General features: G+C 40.7%; 13 protein-coding genes and 2 pseudogenes. 1 reads left to right on the forward strand and 14 read right to left on the reverse strand.

All coding sequences use genetic code 11. The features are described from left to right. Positions 1-54 precede the first annotated feature (54 nt). The 5 genes and pseudogenes from QUF78_RS15480 to QUF78_RS15500 all read right to left on the reverse strand — a co-directional run. Positions 55-654, reverse strand: coding sequence for a cell wall hydrolase (locus tag QUF78_RS15480; protein ID WP_289325364.1), 600 nt, complete (start codon positions 652-654; stop codon positions 55-57). Between the two features lie 105 nt (positions 655-759). Further along, the gene (locus QUF78_RS15485; protein ID WP_289327330.1) at positions 760-1,335 is read right to left on the reverse strand and encodes a GNAT family N-acetyltransferase; all 576 of its coding nucleotides are present in this window, start codon (positions 1,333-1,335) and stop codon (positions 760-762) included. Between the two features lie 40 nt (positions 1,336-1,375). Further along, positions 1,376-1,780: a secondary thiamine-phosphate synthase enzyme YjbQ gene (locus QUF78_RS15490; protein WP_289316099.1), complete on the reverse strand. Its 405-nt coding sequence runs from the start codon at positions 1,778-1,780 to the stop codon at positions 1,376-1,378. A 783-nt stretch (positions 1,781-2,563) separates the two neighbouring features. Further along, positions 2,564-2,800: a hypothetical protein gene (locus QUF78_RS15495; protein ID WP_289325365.1), complete on the reverse strand. Its 237-nt coding sequence runs from the start codon at positions 2,798-2,800 to the stop codon at positions 2,564-2,566. 50 nt (positions 2,801-2,850) lie between these two features. Then, a pseudogene (locus tag QUF78_RS15500) lies at positions 2,851-3,283 on the reverse strand (IS1595 family transposase); the annotation flags it as partial. On the opposite strand from QUF78_RS15500, the pseudogene QUF78_RS15505 reads away from it, so the two are divergent. Next, positions 3,264-3,705: pseudogene (locus QUF78_RS15505) on the forward strand (IS5/IS1182 family transposase); the annotation flags it as partial. The pseudogenes QUF78_RS15500 and QUF78_RS15505 sit on opposite strands and share 20 nt — an antisense overlap. Positions 3,706-3,824: 119 nt before the next feature. Here the strand turns inward: QUF78_RS15505 and QUF78_RS15510 are convergent. The 9 genes from QUF78_RS15510 to QUF78_RS15550 form a co-directional block, all read right to left on the reverse strand. Continuing rightward, a complete protein-coding gene (locus QUF78_RS15510; protein WP_289325366.1) occupies positions 3,825-5,717 on the reverse strand; it encodes a PTS fructose transporter subunit IIABC in 1,893 nt (630 codons plus the stop codon). 4 nt (positions 5,718-5,721) lie between these two features. Next, on the reverse strand, positions 5,722-6,642 hold the full coding sequence (pfkB, locus tag QUF78_RS15515; protein WP_289325367.1) for a 1-phosphofructokinase: 921 nt from the start codon (positions 6,640-6,642) through the stop codon (positions 5,722-5,724). Further along, positions 6,642-7,394: a DeoR/GlpR family DNA-binding transcription regulator gene (locus tag QUF78_RS15520; protein ID WP_289325368.1), complete on the reverse strand. Its 753-nt coding sequence runs from the start codon at positions 7,392-7,394 to the stop codon at positions 6,642-6,644. Before QUF78_RS15520 ends, pfkB begins: the two co-directional genes overlap by 1 nt. A 232-nt stretch (positions 7,395-7,626) precedes the next feature. Beyond that, the gene (odhB, locus tag QUF78_RS15525; RefSeq protein ID WP_289316094.1) at positions 7,627-8,895 is read right to left on the reverse strand and encodes a 2-oxoglutarate dehydrogenase complex dihydrolipoyllysine-residue succinyltransferase; all 1,269 of its coding nucleotides are present in this window, start codon (positions 8,893-8,895) and stop codon (positions 7,627-7,629) included. A gap of 1 nt (position 8,896) precedes the next feature. Next, a complete protein-coding gene (locus tag QUF78_RS15530; RefSeq protein ID WP_289325369.1) occupies positions 8,897-11,746 on the reverse strand; it encodes a 2-oxoglutarate dehydrogenase E1 component in 2,850 nt (949 codons plus the stop codon). Between the two features lie 376 nt (positions 11,747-12,122). Then, positions 12,123-12,890, reverse strand: a complete 768-nt coding sequence (locus tag QUF78_RS15535; RefSeq protein ID WP_289325370.1) for a dioxygenase family protein — start codon at positions 12,888-12,890, stop codon at positions 12,123-12,125. Positions 12,891-12,968: 78 nt separating this feature from the next. Next, a complete protein-coding gene (locus QUF78_RS15540; RefSeq protein WP_289325371.1) occupies positions 12,969-13,736 on the reverse strand; it encodes a polysaccharide deacetylase family protein in 768 nt (255 codons plus the stop codon). Between the two features lie 102 nt (positions 13,737-13,838). Next, positions 13,839-17,288, reverse strand: coding sequence for a methionine synthase (metH, locus tag QUF78_RS15545; RefSeq protein WP_289325372.1), 3,450 nt, complete (start codon positions 17,286-17,288; stop codon positions 13,839-13,841). Then, positions 17,281-19,128, reverse strand: a complete 1,848-nt coding sequence (locus QUF78_RS15550; RefSeq protein WP_289325373.1) for a bifunctional homocysteine S-methyltransferase/methylenetetrahydrofolate reductase — start codon at positions 19,126-19,128, stop codon at positions 17,281-17,283. Before QUF78_RS15550 ends, metH begins: the two co-directional genes overlap by 8 nt. Between the last annotated feature and the right edge of the window lie 46 nt (positions 19,129-19,174).

Raw genomic sequence — 19,174 nt, forward strand, 5'->3', positions numbered from 1 at the left:
TATACATAAAAAACCGGCATCCCTTAGTTGGTGAGCCGGTTCTATTCATGTCGTTTATATGGCAAAATGGTGGCCGCCGATGATTTTGATTACGTCCAATTGTTTCATCCATTCGCTGTCCGAAATACTAGGATTCCAAAAATATAAGGCATCATTTGTGTAGCCATGAATCGCCAAAGCTTCATTGACAGCTTTTTTGGCATCTTTTCCGGCTGCTTTGTTTATACTGCCATCACCAACGGGCGAAAATTGATTTTTTTGATATATCACTTCCCGGACCGTATCAGGGAATTCATTGCTATCAAGGCGATTCAAAACGACTCCTGCCACCTCGACCTTCCCTCTGTAGGGCTCCCCTTTGGCTTCTGCATGCACAAGCCTTGCTAATAATTCTTTATCTTTTTCATTCATTACATGTGGAATAATCAATGTTTTACCAGGCTCGGCAACATTATTTACATTATTATTGACTTCTTTTAACTTTTTGATTGGGACACCATACTGCTTCGCAACATCCCATATCGATTCACCTTGTTTAATGACATGTTTGGTTGCTCCATCAGAAGCTAGACTGGTCGTTCCCTTAGGAAAAGCTATCCCAAGTACGATGACACTTAGAGTCATTATCACGGTTATTAATACTGATAATTTCATCCTGTAACCTCCTCGTTAAGCATCTTCCAAGGATAACAGACCATATAGGAGAAAACAGCGCTAAATTTTTTCCAAGGAAATAAAGGAAAAATTTTCACGGGTCAATTAACTTCGAAATTTTAAAGATTCCCATTCTTCACGTAGTATTCCCATTCTGATTGAATCATAATAATGACCATCATAATAACGGCATTTTCTCATCCTGCCTTCAACTTGCATGCCTACCTTTTCTCCAACTGCCATCATACGTTCATTACCTGACCAAGTAGTCAGTCCGACCCGTTCAATCTCCAGATTTTCGAATAAATAGCCTATGAACATCATTATCGCTTCTGTTCCATAACCGCCATTCCAATACTTGGGATCAAAAATCGTAATCCCTATTTCCAGCCAACGTGATGGTTCATGTTCCCAGTAATATACAACAGAACCTATTATTTGATCGTTTTTTTCCATTAATAGTTCGGAATAAACCCCCATCTTTTCATCATAGGTTCGGTGCTTCGTTTCTTTATCGATATACGTATGGAAATCAATGAGTTCAAGGGGAAAATAGGGTGCATCCCACTTTTTCCATTCTGGATTGACTTCTCCATATTTCAGGCTCCATAAACGTTTTAAGTCTGCTTGTTTAACATTCCTCAATATTACTCTGCTTCCTTCAATCCAAACATCTTCCAATCCGCTTCCTCCCATTTTATCGTTGCTATACCTGCCATTTTTACCTATCGACACATAATTTAATAAAATATTGCCTTTCTCTAGGACCATCGAATTCACAAAAATACACTCCCTGCCAGGTACCAAGGATTAAGCTCCCTTTGTGGATGATCACCTGTTGTGAAGAACCAACCGTACTTGATTTTAAATGGGCAGCAGTATTTCCTTCCATATGTAAATCCAATGTATGATTCCATGGGTATTGCTCATCCAATCTTCTAAGCATATCTTTTTTTACATCGGGATCTGCATTTTCATTAATCGTTATCCCTGCAGTCGTGTGTGGACAATAAATAAGGGCTATGCCCTCTTGAATCCCATTCTCCATGATGAATGCCTGTACTTCAGTCGTAACATCAATCATATCATCCCTTTTTGTCGTTTTTAAGGTGTTTTTCTTCAGCATGCATATTCACTCCTTTTGTTAGTTTTTATATGCCTTTACCCATAAACATAAAAATTCATGCTTTAATAAACCAGTCAATATTAAGATTAGCAAAACTTATCGACCGTAAAAAAAAGATAAAGCCACCCTTATTAATTTTTTGTTTTAATATTGGATCTATAAGGAATGAGGGGGTATTTTAAAAATCACCATTTCCAATTAGCCTCTCCTAAAAATAACATGGACCCATTGAGGAAGTTTTTCACTAAGATTCTAATGTTAAAATAGAAACCTGCAGCCTTAAAATGTATGGGGAGTATGGTTTGAATCCGGATCGATCAATTGAGGTAACATTCATCCCTGCGCGAAAAAGCCCATCCAGTGCTTGAAGTTGAAAATCTTTTAGGCTTCAAACCACATTTAATAAATAATCATTTATCTTTTAGATAGACGCAAGGTTTCCTGAAGAGTTTTGGATTGGATATAAGAAAAGCGGATCCGATGTAATTGGACGCGCTTTCAGACTGTAGACAAACTCGATAATAATTGAATTGGTCTACAGTTTTTTTGGTTCTTATTTGACCGTTAATTCCCTCTTCAGGCACTCGCTTTCCGCAAGAGTCTCGTACCTTCCGTTCCAATCAACTTTGTTTTAACAGTTAGATAGAACTCCTTTTGCCTACAGTCTTTTTTGTTTTAGGCTATGTTAATTTTTATTGTGATTGAAAAAACTATTTTTCATTGAACTAACATCTAATCAAATAAAATGAATTTTATCCTCTTGTGTACGTTGCCTATATTTCATTAGTTCTCACCCAATTCTAACTCCATTATGGTCGTGCCATCCGTGGTTAATCGAAACAGACCGAACATAACTGGATTAGCTTGCACCAATCCTTTACGCATTAAACCTTTAAGCGACTGATTTACACAGGATAGATTTCCCCATTCTTTCGGAAGACGACCAGCAATTTGAATCGGTGTCTGCCATTCAGTGGTTAATGATAGCAACAAGGTTCGTTGTTTTGGGGTCAAATTCATACTTTCTTCCTCCCTGTTTTTTTTAGGTCATCATTACTATATTGTACGTTCTAATGACTGTAAGTTTCGTTAATTGGTAACAAACAGATATCTACAATCATTTTACTTATAAATACATTATCACTACGATGTTTCACTATATCCATTGAATCGTTGCATCCAGCCTTTTAACGGCTGTTATAGTTATTCACATTCTGGATGTGGTACAGTCTTTTAACACGTTCTGTACCATCTGATATTAAAGTGGTAATGTTCCAATCTTTCGCTTTTTGCATACGAAGAAAAAGCCCTTCAAGCATCTGTGCAGAGCCTATTGTCTGATATCATTTTAGAGTCGATAGCTTTGTCTAATTGGGTTTTCACAATATGCCCTCTACCAAGAACACGTGAATAAGTAGTTATTTGACGGTATCTGGCAATTAAAACACAAACTTGTTCGTGACTAATACCACGAAATTTTGAAGAACCGCCACGTTTTTTCGGGAAAAATTATGAGCGACGCCTTAAAGATACTGACCTGTTTGAACAGATTTTCTATCGCGTCTGCATGTAATTGTTGATTCCACACATGTGAAAGCCAGTGCGAATAAGCGAAATTTGAAAAAAAAGCGTTCGTAAAGTTAACACGGGCCTATCAAGGACGCCTTCAAGAAGAAATAAATCAAGATCGTGAAAACGTGGGAATAAGCCTTTTCCACCAGATAAATTTATCAAGGAAGAAACCAAGGAGATTAAAGAAATTCCACTGATCCTGAGAGTGGCTACTATGTGAAAGATGAACGAACAAAACAGTTTGCCCATTTGTTTCATACGGCAGCAGCATACCGCAATGGATTTGAATTGGGGACAATAGTAACACCGTAACACCCGGAAATACGCATGATAGTCATATCTTAGAGCCTCTATTTATCACTGCTTCAAATAAAATAAAAAATCAAAAAGGTTTCGGAATGAGACCATTCCGAAACCTTTTTGTCTACAAACAGAATGCGGATCCAATGTAATGGGAACCGCATTCTGTTTTTTATATCTGCTTCTTTTTCCAGAACCCCAATATTAATGCGGTAATGAGGGACCCTATTAAAATGGCCAGCAAATAGCGAAAAGGATGGTTGACAAGGGGGATGACAAAAATCCCTCCATGCGGTGCTGGCAGAGTTACACTAAAAGCCATTGACAGGGCTCCTGCTGTCGCTGCCCCTACAACACTGCTGACGATAACGCGTAATGGATCCGCCGCCGCAAAAGGAATGGCTCCCTCTGTAATGAATGAAGCACCCATGAAGTAATTAGTGAACCCTGATTTTCTTTCCATTTCACTGAATTTACTTTTAAAGAATGTAGTTGCAAATGCGATTCCCAAAGGAGGAACCATTCCACCAGCCATTACTGCAGCATGCGGTCCGAAACTTGATGCCTCAATGGCTGCAATCCCGAAGGTGAATGCTGCCTTATTTAGAGGTCCGCCCATATCCACAGCCATCATACCCCCAAGGATCAACCCAAGGAATATTGCGTTCGTGCCTGATAACCCCTGCAGCCAATTGGTCAGGCCCATGTTTATTGCGGTTACTGGTTCATTTACTAGAAATATCATGATCAATCCTGTAATTAACATACCGAATACAGGATATAGTAAAACTGGTTTAATGCCATCGAGTGTGTGCGGTAACTTGGAAAACAACTTTCTTAATAGTAAGACTACATAACCTGCAAGGAAACCGGCGATTAGTCCGCCAAGAAAACCGGCATTGGCCTGTGCTGCCAATAATCCCCCTACCATACCAGGGGCAAAACCTGGACGGTCGGCTATACTTGAAGCAATGAATCCGGCAAGGACAGGGACAAGCAAGAAGAAGGCACCACTAGTTCCCCCGCCAATATCACTTAATGCTTTGGCAATGGGATTATAATCCGGATTTGCCGGATCGGCTGCCTCGATCCCAAAAAAGAACGAAAGCGCAATCAATATTCCGCCACCGACGACAAATGGAAGCATATTACTTACGCCATTCATCAAGTGCTTGTAAATCCCAAGTCCTCCTTTTGATGAATCACCTTCGTCACTTTTATCATTCCCTGTTGCTTTGTATACAGGTGCATCCTGACTCAAGGCTCTGTTTAACAGTTCCTCCGTCTTCCGGATCCCCTGGGCAACCGGGACAATAATGACATGTTTTCCATTAAAACGATCCATCTCCACCTGTTTATCCGCAGCAACGATAATCGCATCCGCCTCATCAATTTCTGCCGCGGTTAAACCATTTTTTATTCCTGTTGAACCATTTGTTTCCACTTTGAAATCGATTCCCATTTCCTTCGCTTTAGCCTTTAACGCATCTGCCGCCATATAAGTATGGGCAATTCCTGTAGGACAAGCCGTAACGGCTAGGATTTTCCCTTTACTGTTACCAATGGAAGCATTATTTGATTGCTGCTCTTCTCTTTCTTCTTCATCGGCTTCCATTTCTTTTTGATTGATTATATCTAAAACTTCTTCACCAGATGAAGCTGAAATCAGTCGGGCTCTGAATTTATCATCCATCAGTAATGAAGAAAGCCGGGAAAGGGTTTCCAAGTGATCCGCATTCGCTCCTTCACTTGCTGCAATCATAAAGAACAGATGAGATGGCTGCCCATCCAGCGATTCATAATCCACACCATTAACCGATTTGCCGAAACAGATGGCTGGTATCTTCACAGCATTTGTTTTAGCGTGTGGGATGGCTATCCCTTCACCAATCCCTGTTGTGCTTTGTTCTTCACGTTTTAAGATGGCAGCTTTGAAACCCTCCACATCGTTTAACCTGTCAGCCTCGGCTAACTTCCCTGACAGTTCATCAATGACTGCTTGCTTTGTAACACTTTCTAGATTAATTATGATTGTATCCAATTTTAATAAATCTGTAATTTTCATAGAGTCAGCCTCCTGTTAGATGATTGATATCAATTTGCGGTAATAACTCTTCAATTTTATCCAATGTACCGAGATCGGATGAAAAGGCTGTAGCACTTCCTGCTGCAAGACTGAAACGGAAGGCAGATAGAATATCCGCTGTCTTTTCATATGTACCGATGAAACCTGCGACCATGGAATCACCGGCACCAACTGAGTTGATGACATTTCCTTTTGGTACATTTGCGGAATATGACTCTCTGCCTGAGCAAAGCACGGCACCTTGTCCTGCCATTGAAACAATAACGTTTTGTGCTCCTGCTTCAACCAATTTAGCGCCATATTCGATAGCATCATCAACCGTTCTAATTTCGGTAGAAAAAAGCGCACCCAGTTCATGGTGATTAGGCTTTATCAAAAATGGCCGATGTGGAAGGACATTCAGTAATTCCTTTCCACTGGTATCCACTACCACTTTAATGCCGTTATCAGAACAAGACTTTGCCATTGCCTCGTATACATCCGAAGGGACACTTGGAGGGATGCTTCCTGACAAAATGAGAATATCATCATTTTTCAACTGCTCAATCTGACTAAATAATTGTTGATAATTCCCTTTCGAAATGACTGGCCCCTGGCTATTTATTTCGGTCTCAAGCCCTGTTTTCAATTTAATGTTTATTCTTGTATCTCCAGCTATCTCTGTAAAGTCTGTGAAAATCTCTTCCTGCCTTAAAAACCTTTTTACGAATTCACCTGTTTGTCCACCGATGAACCCTAAAGCTGTCGTACTATTTCCTAGCCTTTTAAGTACTCGGGAAACATTGATCCCTTTCCCACCAGGGAATTTTGCATCATAACTAGTTCGATTCACTTTGCCCATTTGAAAACTCTCCACCTCGACCAGATAATCGATGGATGGGTTGAGTGTCACTGTATAAATCATTAAATGGTCACGACCTTTACCTTTGGATTTTTATGGAGTTGAGCAACAGCCTCTTCATCATTGCTGTCAGTCAGGATTATGGCATCGCTTACATCCGCAACCTTTGCGAAAGTGGCTTCATTCAATTTTGAACTATCAGCAAGCACGTAGGTTTCGTTGGACAGGCGTAATGCCATCTTTTTCAGTAGTGCTTCTTCCGGATCGGGTGTTGTGAAACCCAGTTCTTGGTGGATGCCGTTCATTCCCAAGAAACATTTATCAAAACGGTATTCATTCAAAAATTGCACAGCATTGCTTCCTATAACAGCATTTGTCGAGAATTTTATCGTTCCGCCCACTAACACTGTTTTGATTTCCAATTCGATAAGTTTTGGAATATGCATTAGACCATTTGTCAGGACCGTTATATTTTTATCCTTTAAAAAAGGAATCATTTCTGCAGTAGTCGTGCCTGCATCAAGATATATACAATCATTTTTCTCTATGAATGAGGACGCCAGCTTTGCTATAAGTTGTTTTTCGGCTTTCGCTTTGTTTTGCTTTTCCATAGTTGTTGGTTCAAGGCCTTTTCTTTGAAGTAAAGAGGCCCCGCCATGCACGCGTTTCAAGAGCTTCATTTCTTCGAGTTGCACTAAATCTCTCCGAATGGTCGACTCCGAGGCTTGAAACTGATCTACAAGCTCCTGCAGCTTTATCGTTCCTTGTTCTTTTAGAATCGATAAGATGATTTGATGTCTTTCAGTTGTCAACAAACCGCCCACCTCACTTTAATATCATCATCATATATGAAAATGAAGGAATAATCAATCACAAACGTTTAAAAATATTCAAATTCATTCAAAAATACCTTCAAAAACATTCATAAATGAATTAAAAACTTTTCATTTCTCCCAATCTTTTGTTCTATGAAAATATGCCTTTCAGTTTAACCTCTTCATACAAAAAAACCCCATGTCATTTGACATGGGGTTTTTCTTATCATTATTATCCTTGAAGTAAAAGTTGTTCTGGATCTTCCAGCATATCTTTGATAGCTACTAAGAAACCAACCGCTTCTTTTCCGTCAACGATACGGTGATCATAAGATAATGCAAGGTACATCATTGGTCTGTTTTCGATTTGATCTCCAACAGCGATTGGACGTGTCTTAATTGTATGCATGCCCAAGATACCAACTTGAGGGGCATTCAAGATTGGTGTAGATAATAGGGAACCGAAAGTCCCTCCGTTTGTGATGGTGAAAGTACCACCTGATAAATCCGAAAGTCCTAGTTTGTTGTTCCGCGCTTTAACAGCTAAATCCGAAATGTTCTTTTCGATTTCAGCAAAGCTTTTGCGGTCAGCATCCCTTACCACCGGAACGACTAGACCTTCATCTGTGGATACGGCAACACCGATATCATAAAAGTTCTTTTTCAGGATATGGTCGCCTTTTATTTCTGCATTCAGTAACGGATATTTTTTCAATGCGCCAATGACCGCTTTAGTGAAGAATGACATGAAACCAAGTTTGACATCATTTGTTTTCACGAAAGAATCTTTATGGCGGCTACGCAATTCCATGACTGCTGAAAGATCGACTTCGTTAAAAGTAGTAAGCATGGCTGCTTCGGATTGTACTTGAACTAGACGTTTGGCAATGGTTTGACGACGGCGCGTCATCTTAACCACTTCAATGCGATCATCATTCACTTCAACAGGAGCTGCTGCTTGTTTAGCTGCAGGAGCTTGTTTTGGAGCTGCCGCAGGTACCACAGGTGCATTGCTTGCCGCTTCTACGTCTTGTACACGTACACGACCTAGTGGATCGGCTACAGGCACTTGAGTCAAGTCAATTCCTTTTTCACGAGCCAATTTTCTTGCAGCTGGTGAAGCAATAACTTGTTGAGTGGATGATGCTTCTTTCGTTTCAGCTTTAGGAGCCTCTTTAGCAGGAGATGCTGGTTCTGCTTTAGCTGGTTCTGCTTTAGCTTCTTCAGCCTTAGGAGCTTCCGCTTTTGGAGCTGCTGCAGCTGATCCATTTTCATCAACGATAGCGATAGCCTGTCCAACTTGGACAGTATCGCCTTCTTCTGCTAAATGTTCCGAAAGTGTACCCGTATAATCTGAAATGATTTCCACGTTTACTTTATCCGTTTCAAGTTCAAGGACATATTCTCCTTTTTCAACGTGATCACCGGGTTGTTTTAACCATTGCGCAATAGATCCTTCAGAAATTGATTCTGCTAATTCAGGTACTTTTACTTCAGCCATTTTATTTCTCCCCCTCATTATTGCGTGTAATTGCTTGAGTCATAATCCGTTGTTGTTCATTTTTATGGACAAGTGGATCTCCCTCAGCCGGGCTTGATCTGCGTTTCCTTCCTATATATGTTACTGAAAGATTACCAGGAGCCGCTGCATTTAGGCGAGGTTCAACGAATGTCCAAGCCCCCATGTTCTTAGGTTCTTCTTGAGCCCAGAAGATTTCTTTTAGATTTGTATATTTTTTCAAAGCTTCTTGAACACCAGTGAACGGGAATGGATAAATTTCTTCGACACTGATGATTTGCAACCAATCCGTATTTTTTTCAGTTGCCGCTTTTTCACGAAGTTCAACCGCCAATTTACCTGAAGCAAAAACAATGCGTTCAACCGATTTAGGTTTTTTGCCCAAAGCTTTGGTTTCTACAAATGGTTCAAAAGTGCCTTCACTGAATTCTTCAGCTGTTGAAGCCATCACTTGATTTCGAAGCATACTCTTCGGTGTCATGATGACAAGCGGACGTACTTGCTCTTGATCCAAAATCTTAGCTTGTCTTCTAAGGATATGGAAGTATTGAGCCGCCGAACTTAAGTTAGCAACTGTCCAGTTGTTTTCAGCCGCCAGTTGAAGGAAACGTTCCAGACGTGCACTTGAGTGCTCTGGTCCTTGTCCTTCATAACCGTGTGGAAGCAGCATGACAAGACCTGATTTTTGACCCCACTTCGCACGGCCAGCAGCGATGAATTGGTCAAAGATAACTTGTGCTGTATTAGCGAAGTCACCGAATTGTCCTTCCCATAATACAAGTGTCTCAGGTGCAAATACATTATAACCATATTCATAAGCAAGAACTGCCGTTTCAGTAAGCGGGCTGTTATGAACAGCGAATGAAGCTTTAGCAGTATCAAGTGTGTGAAGTGGTGAATATGTTTTTCCGTTAACACTGTCATGTAACATGATATTACGCTGTGCGAATGTTCCACGTTCTGAATCTTGTCCTGTCAAACGGATTGGAGTACCGTCACTCAATATGGATGCAAATGCAAGTGTCTCAGCATGAGCCCAATCAACTTTTCCGTCTGCACCAAAGGAATCCAAGCGACGTGATAAAATCTTTCCTAATTTTTTATTAGGAGTGAATCCTTCCGGCCACTTAACAAGTTCTTCGTTAATTGAAACCAGTTCTTGTTTCGGAACTGCCGTTTCAATGGCTGGAAGTCCTTTTTCAATAATCCCAGGGGGATTACATTCTTTAGAAGCTTCCGGTTTATTTCCGGAAATTTTCGCATATGCATCTGCAAGCCTTGTATCCACTTGTTCAGCAATTGCTTTAACTTCAGCTTCAGTGAACTCGCCAGATTGAATCAATTTTTTTCCATAAAGCTCTTTAACGGTTGGGTGCTTATGGATTAATGCATACATTTCAGGTTGAGTCACCAATGGCTCATCCATTTCGTTATGGCCGAAACGTCTGTAACCGATCAGGTCGATCAAGAAATCCTTGTTGTATTTTTCACGATATAGGTTAGCAAGGTTAACAGCAGCCATACATGCCTCTGGATCATCTGCATTCACATGCACGATCGGCACTTCAAAGCCTTTTGCTAAATCACTAGCATATAAGGTTGAACGTGAATCTTCACTTTCCGTTGTAAAACCGATCATGTTATTGGCGATGATATGGATAGCGCCGCCAACTTGATAACCGCGTAAACGGCTTAAGTTAAACGTTTCCGGTACAATGCCTTCACCTGGGAATGCTGCATCACCATGAATCAGGATTGCAAGAGATTTGGAAATGTCTTGAACCGGGAATCCTTTTTCTGAACGGTCTTCTTGCGCCGCACGAGAATACCCTTCCACGATTGGACCGACTACTTCCAAGTGACTTGGGTTATTGGCAAGTGTAATCCTTGCTTTTTGTATGTTAGCTTTAGTAATCTGTTTATCCAGACCTAAATGGTATTTAACATCGCCAGTCCATCCATTGTTAATGCCTGTTGAACCTTCGGAAGGAACCAAATCTTTATTTGGTGAATGTTGGAATTCAGAGAAAATTACCTCATAAGGCTTTCCTAATACATGTGCAAGCACATTCAAACGTCCTCGGTGAGCCATTGCAATATTCACATTCCCCGTTCCATTTTGAACAGTTTGTGAAATCATTTCATCTAATATCGGAACCAAAGCATCCAGTCCTTCAATAGAGAAACGCTTTTGACCTACATATGTGCGGTGAAGGAATTTCTCGAAACCTTCAACTTCATTCAATCGTTTAAGTAATAGTTCTTTTTTCTCTTTAGCCACTTCCGGGAACATGTTTCCGGATTCGACCATATCAGTAAGCCATTGCTTTTCTTCCAAGTCATTAACATGGTGAAATTCAAAGGCTATCGTTTTTGTATAGAGTTGTTTTAGGTATTGAACGGCTTCGTATCCGTCTTTCACGTCTTCAGGTGATTCTGGACAAATAAAGTCAGCCGGTATTTTCCTTAAATCATCTGCAGTCAATCCATATTTTTCAAAGTGAATTTGTTCCGTGTCTTGAGCTTCTTCTTTTAAAGGATAAATATTTGAAGCAAGATGTCCGTATGCACGGATGTTTTCAGCTAACTTTACTGCAGACATAATTTTCTTCATTGGAAGAACTTCTCCAGTTTGTACAGTTGGTGCACTTTCAGTTGTTTCTGCCGATACATCGAATGAAGGAGGACCTGCTACTTCAAAAAAGTTTTTCAGTTCCGGATCCACTTCTTCCGGGTTGGCTAGAAATAAATCGTATTGCTCCATGACATACCCAAGGTTTGGACCTGAAAAAGCTTTCCATTGGTCGTATACCTTAGAATCATTGATGGTCATTTTGTAAACCCCCAAATTTTTCTCATAATTTTTTTCATTTCGTTTTATCCATCCCCAAATTTCTTTCTTCTAAATTTTCCCCAAATATATGATATATATAAGATATATAATAAATAACTTTGGTTATCGAATAATAAAATTTTAAAGGATAAAACGTTTTCAGATGTTATATTAACATGTTTTTGTCGAAATATCCAAAGGTTAAACCACTTTATGCAACCTTTTTTAAACTATATTTCTGTTTAATTCGTCAAAATACGCTTTTAATTGACTTTTTTGCTCATTTAAGTCCTTTTTTTGCTAAAAAAAGATTTTTGTATTTTTGTATAATGATTATTTTTCAGGTAAATTTAACTAGTTTGAAAACCCTTTCAGCTCAATCAAACTTCCAAGCTGTTAAACTCAGATTGCCATATTGAAAGCTCCTGTGCAGGAGAGCTGCTTTTTTTTTGTCATCTCCTGACCCCATTGCGATGACTAATGGAATGAAATGCTCTTTGGAGGGCACAGCATCTCTGCTATAGGGAGCGATTTTTTCATAATTAAACAAAGATTTCAAATCCCATTTGATGATTTTCTCTTCCACCCAGTTCTCAAAGTTGATTGCCCATCCTTCTGCAACATGCATATCCTTCTGAATATAGGTGAAATTATGGACAATTCCACCGCTCCCGATTATCAGTACATTACTTTCCTTTAATTCCCTCAATGTTCTCCCGATTTCATACTGCTTGTCCAATGGCAGGGCAGGACTAATGGACATGGATACGATCGGGATGTCAGCTTCGGGATACATGATGTGCAAAAGCCCCCATGCCCCATGGTCTAGGGGGCGCCTTTCATCTAGTTCCCCCAATACACCTATCTTGGACAATAGGGTTAAAATTCGATCGGACAGCTCAAGGCATCCGGGAGCAGGATATGTTATCTGAAATATATCTTCAGGATATCCTGCAAAATCATAAATGACTTCATGCTTACCTACTGCAGAAATCATCTGATCTTCACTTTCCCAATGTGCTGACAAAATAACGATGGCAGCAGGTTTTTCCATAGCTTTAATATAATCCTTCAAAAAAGAAGTGTAGGTATTCTTTTCCAAAGCTAATAGTGGCGTTCCATGTGATAAAAACAATGATGGCATCATAGAAACGATAAATCCTTTCGCAATGTAATATCTTATCCCTATACCTTAATTTACTATACATAAACAATGTGTTCATCAATTAAATTGTATTTTGGGGGTTGTCTCATCAATAGTATCAAAGGTATACCCTTCTTTTTTAAGGAATTCAATTATATCAGGCAATGCTTTCACTGTATTTTTCATACTATTGATATCATGCAATAAGATATTAACATGCTTTTGATCTTTCGTCCCTTTTTGTACGGAAGAAATGATTTGTTGTTCACTTATTGATGGACTGATGCCATCTGTAGAATCAATGGTCCAATCAAAGTATATATACCCTTTTTCCATTAGTTGTTGAAGGATTCCATTGATGATGGGTTTAGTTGCAGCCTGATGCCGAAGTCGATTATTGGAGCCGCCAGGAAGGCGTACAATTCGGCTTTTTATCCCAAACTCCTTTTGCAGCATGGTTTCAAGCCTATTCAGATCTTGAAAGAAACTCTCTGTCGATCGATAAACGATGGAATAATCATGTGTATAGGAATGAAGGCCAATCGCATGACCGCGGGAAACCATTTCCTGATAACATTCCTTTGCGTATGGTTCTTCGTTACCTTTAACGAAAAATGTGGCCTTAACATGGTAGCGGTCCAAAATATCCAATATCTCCATGGTATTCAAAGATGGTCCATCATCGAAAGTCAAATAAGCGATTTTCTGATTTTCCTTACTTTTTAGGAGCGGTATCATCTCTTCGGGAACCATTGCATGTACTTGAATGGACTGTACATCCATCACGAACAAAATAATAATGAGAGAAATCGTCATGGAAAGAAATAATTTAAGCAGATTCTTCATAGGTGTTGCATCCCCTTCCTTTTGACCATTAAGATATACCAATTAAGGGGTTTCATGCGCAATAAGGCAGCGGTAAAAAATACCGCTGCCTTATCCATATGCTTATCGATCTACATTAAAGTAACGAGCTTCAGGATGTGCAAAAACGATCGCTGATACGGAAGCCTCAGGTTCCATCATGCATCCTTCAGTCAATTCAACGCCAATATCTTGAGGTTGTAACAAGCGGAATAGTTTCTCCTGATCTTCCAGATTTGGACAAGCTGGATAACCAAATGAAAATCTTTGCCCGGTGTACTTAGCGGCAAACCGCTCTTTCATAGACATTTCAATCGGATCGCTTATTCCTAAATCATCACGCATTAATTGATGAATTCTTTCCGCAAACCCTTCAGCTGTTTCTAGAGCAAGCGATTGAAGGGCGTGATTTTTCAAGAAATCACCTTCAAGCTTTAGTTTTTCTGCCCATTTCCTGATCCCTTTTCCGGCTGTAACAAGGAAGAAACCAACATAATCCATTTTCCCGGAGGAGACCGGTTTCGCGAAGTCCGCTAAACAAAGATGCGGATTCGTATCTTGCCGAGGAAATTCAAAAGTTTCCAAAACCTCGTTATGATTATCCGGGTTGTAAACCAATAGCTTGTCCCCTTCACTTTGAGCAGGGAAAAATTGATAAATCGCATTCAAGCCGTAGTCCGGTTCCGTCTTTAAGAATTCGATCAATTCATCAACGAGGGCATTCAGCTGCACCGCTTTTTCATTGCCTTCCTTAAGCAATTCGGCAACTTTACCTTTTAGCCCCAAATGATGTCCAATCAGCATTTGTCTATTAATGTACGGCTGGATGACATCCAATGGATAGTTTTTCAGAACGTGACGCATGATATCACGCGGTTCTTTAACAGGTACATCACTCAATGGAGCAGCTGTGGACTGCTTCCGAACAGGTTTTTCCATCGTGGCAGCAATGGCGGCATTGGCTTTCGATTTTTCCCGTTTCTGGACTAACTCTTCTAAGTAGACCACTTTTTTGTCAGTGTCATGTAAAATATTCGTAACAGCCAACCCATCCATCGCGTCTTTGGAATATAAAACCGGACCTCCATATTCAGGTGATATTTTAAAATCGGTGAATTTACGGGATAGAGCAGCCCCTCCCACTAAAATAGGGGTATCTATTCCCGCTTGTCTTAAATCCTGTGCAGTTAACACCATTTGCTGTGCTGATTTAACAAGTAATCCAGATAGTCCAATTATGGTTGGCTCATGTTTTCGAACCTCTTCAATGATTTGTTGCGGTGCGACCTTGATACCCAAATCAATGACTTCATAGCCATTATTAGACAGTATGATATCCACTAGGTTTTTCCCGATATCATGTACATCTCCCTTGACAGTCGCTAAAAGGATCTTTCCTTTCTTGGCGCTATCTTCAGAGTTTTCCATTAGTGGTTCAAGGTGAGATACAGCCGCCTTCATTGCTTCAGCACTCTGAAGCACTTCTGCGACAATAAGTTGGTTGTCATTAAATAACCGACCCACTTCACTCATTCCATCCATCAATGGTCCATTGATGATTTCCAATGGGCGGTCACCGCGTTCAATTGCTTTATTTAAATCATCAATCAATCCTTCTTTCGTACCTTCGATAATATAGTTACCTAATCGTTCGTCCAATGGCAGGATCACACCATTATCCTTCTTCTCCGCTTTTTTCCCACGATAAAACTCGGTAAAGATCGCTAAAGTTTCTGTAGAGGTTTCAAACAGGAGTGCCTCAGCCAATTTCACTTCGTCTTCCGGTATCAGAGCGAAACGTTCAAGCTTTTCCGTATTCACGATAGCATAATCGAGACCTGCTTTTGTACAATGGTAGAGGAAAACGGCATTTAGAATTTCCCTTCCACGTGCTGGCAGTCCGAATGAAACATTCGATATGCCAAGTATCGTTAAGCATTCCGGAAACTTTTCTTTGATTGCCTTAATTCCCTTCACCGTTTCTAAAGCAGAACCGATATATTGTTCATCACCCGTACCTACAGGAAAAACCAGCGGATCAAAAATGATGTCACTTTTGTTTAGTCCATACTTATTTACGAGCAAATCAACAGAACGTGTAGCCACTTCCAATTTGCGCTCAGCATCGACGGCCATCCCAATTTCATCAATGGTTCCTACGACAACGGCAGCACCATATTGATGGACGAATGGCACTATTTTTTCAAAGCGCTCTTCACCATCTTCAAGGTTAATGGAATTAATGATGGATTTTCCTTGTGAATGTTTTAATGCTTGTTCAAGTACGGCTTCATCTGTAGTATCGATGACCAATGGGACTTTCACTTTTTTGACGACCTCTTCTACGAACTCCTTCATATCACCAAGCTCATCCCCATCAGGGTCAGCAAGACAGATATCAATGACATGGGCGCCTTTTTTTACCTGGGCACGTGCAATTTCGGCAGCTGGCTCGTAATGTTTTCCACGAATCAGCTCCTTGAATTTTCGAGATCCGATAACATTCGTTCTCTCACCTACGAATAAAGGACGCATTGAATCATCATAAATGAGTGGCTCTATGCCTGATACGGCATGCCCATGGGCTGATTCGGATATTGTACGGGGCTGAATGCCTTCAAGGACCCTGACAAGTTCTTTAATATGTTCTGGCGTAGTACCACAACAACCCCCAATGATATTGACCCATCCCTTTTCGGCAAATTGCTTCATTTTCTCTGCAAGTGAAGTCGGTGACTCATGATAGTGACCCTCTTCATCCGGGAGCCCGGCATTCGGGTAACAACTGATTGCGCTATTGGCTATATCTGCAAGTGTCCTGATATGGTCTATCATGAATTCCGGCCCTGTTGCACAATTCAGGCCGACTGCCATGGGCTTCATATGTTCAACCGATAAATAGAAAGCTTCTATCGACTGGCCAGCAAGTGTCGTCCCCATCGGTTCGATCGTACCTGATATGATGACAGGCACATCTTTTCCTGATTTAGCGAAGGCTGCTTTTATTCCAGAAAAGGCTGCCTTGACATTAAGCATATCCTGACAGGTTTCCACCAATAACAAGTCTACCCCGCCATCCAAAAGACCGAGTGCCTGTTCTTCATAAGAATCGGTTAAAATATCAAAAGTCGTTCCACCTGTTACGGATAGCGTTTTTGTGGTAGGCCCCATCGAGCCAGCTACATATCTTGGCCAATTATCATTTGAATATTTTTCACATGCTTTAACGGCAAGCTCAGCTGAAATTTTATTAAGCTCGTAGGCAATCGTGCTTATTTGGTATTCCTCAAGAACGATGCTAGTCGCTCCGAAGGTATTTGTTTCAATGATATCAGCACCTGCTGCTAAATATTTTTCATGGATGGATTGGATGATTTCCGGTTGTGTCAGTGATAAATACTCGTTGCAACCCTCGAATTGTTCCCCGCCAAAGTCCTCTGCTGTTAAATTCTCCGCTTGAAGCATGGTTCCCATCGCTCCATCGAGCAGGAGAATCTTAGTATCCAACTGATCTTGAATCGCTTTTTTATTCATGTACTGCCACCTCTGATGTATGTTTACTATCGACTTTTCTAATATATTTCGTAAGTTCCGCTGTCATTTCATAGCGAAGGAACGGAGTGATTAAATATATGCCCTTGAATTTTTCCCTTGCCGCGTCGACTAGCTCGCGCGCGATATTCACCCCTTCAATTCTTGACTTTACAGGGTCATCCCCCGCTAAAGCCATGGCCCTCCTTACATTATCTGGCAATTTGATGCCCGGGATCTCATTATGGATGAATTCGGCATTCCGTGTGCTTGTCAATGGCATGATACCGACGAAAACCGGGGTTTCTAAATGTTTTGTAGCTTCATAAACTTCTTCAATCTGCTCAACTGAATAAATTGGCTGTGTCAAAAAGGATTGGGCACCGCAGGCAATCTTCTTTTCCATTCTCTGTACGGCTTTATCCAAATATTTTACATTGGGATTAAAAGCGGCGGCAATTTTAAAATTAGCCCGCTGGCCCAAACTCTGACCGGAATAGGATAGACCTTCATTAAATTGTTTGACCATGCTTATTAGGTCAAACGACGATAAATCATAAACCGAAGTGGCTCCCGGGAAGTCCCCAATTTTAGAGGGATCTCCGGTGATGATCAATAATTCGTCCAGCCCAACCGTCTGCAGGCCCATTAAATGTGACTGCAGGCCAATTAAATTTCGATCCCGGCATGTTATATGCACCATCGGCTTTACATTCAATTGGTTCTTCAGCAAGTTAGCCAGTGCATCATTCGATATCCTTGGTGAAGCAAGTGAATTATCCGCCAAGGTAATGGAATCGACCCCTGCTTTTTTCAAAACCTCGGCACCAGTCATGAAACTCTCTATTCCCAACTTTTTCGGAGGATCAAGTTCAACAAGAATCGTCCTTTCTGTTTTGGCCTTTTCGTACAGAGGGAGTTCCAATTCTCTATCGTTCACTTCAATTATTTCTATTTCACGGGCTTTCGTATATTTCTCTTTTACTGGAGCCAAACTTCCAATCGCATTCTTTACAGCTTGAATATGCAGGGGAGTCGTTCCACAGCACCCTCCTATGATCCCGGCACCTTGCTCACGAAGGTCTAGGGCACTTGAGCCGAAATATTCCGGCACAGCTTTATAGACAAGCCTTCCATCCACATAATCGGGAAGGCTGGCATTTGGGTAAATGGCAATCGACGCTTGCTTTGGCAAACTCACCTCTTCCAAGGCCCGAATCATATGATGTGGACCGAGTCGGCAATTCACCCCAACAACATCGGCACCCAATTGCTCGAGTTTTTGAAAGGCTTCATTTAAATGGATTCCATTTTGAAGATTTCCCAGTTCATGCATCGAAACATTTGCGATGATCGGCAGTCCAGTTTCATTTTTAACGATTTGCAAAACGGTTTCCAGCTCTTCCAGGTCATAAAATGTTTCCAAGAGAATCCCATCCGGGTTTTCCATCAACAGACTGTATAGCTGTTCACGAAAACCTCGCTTTATCTCTTCCATACTTAAATCCGATTTCCTGATACTCCGCTGTGCCCCTATGGTACCGAAGACATATGCCTTTCCTTTTGCCGCTTTTTTAGCAAGGATGACTCCCTGGCGATTGATTCTGCTTACTTCATCTTCAAGTCCATGCCGTTTCAATTTATTGAAATTGGCCCCATATGTATTAGATTGAAGGATATCTGCACCAGCTTGCAAATAGGCACGGTGAATGGACTCTATTTGATCTGGGTTCGTGCAGTTTAATTCCTCATAACATTGATCGATGCCATAAGAGTACAGTAAGGTCCCCATTGCCCCTTCTCCAACCAGCATTCTTTCTTTCAATTCTTTACGAAAATTCATAATTACACCCTCTCTCAAAAACAATCCTGTTTTTGTCGTTTTATAT

The organism is Peribacillus sp. ACCC06369, assembly GCF_030348945.1.
Lineage (GTDB): Bacteria > Bacillota > Bacilli > Bacillales > DSM-1321 > Peribacillus.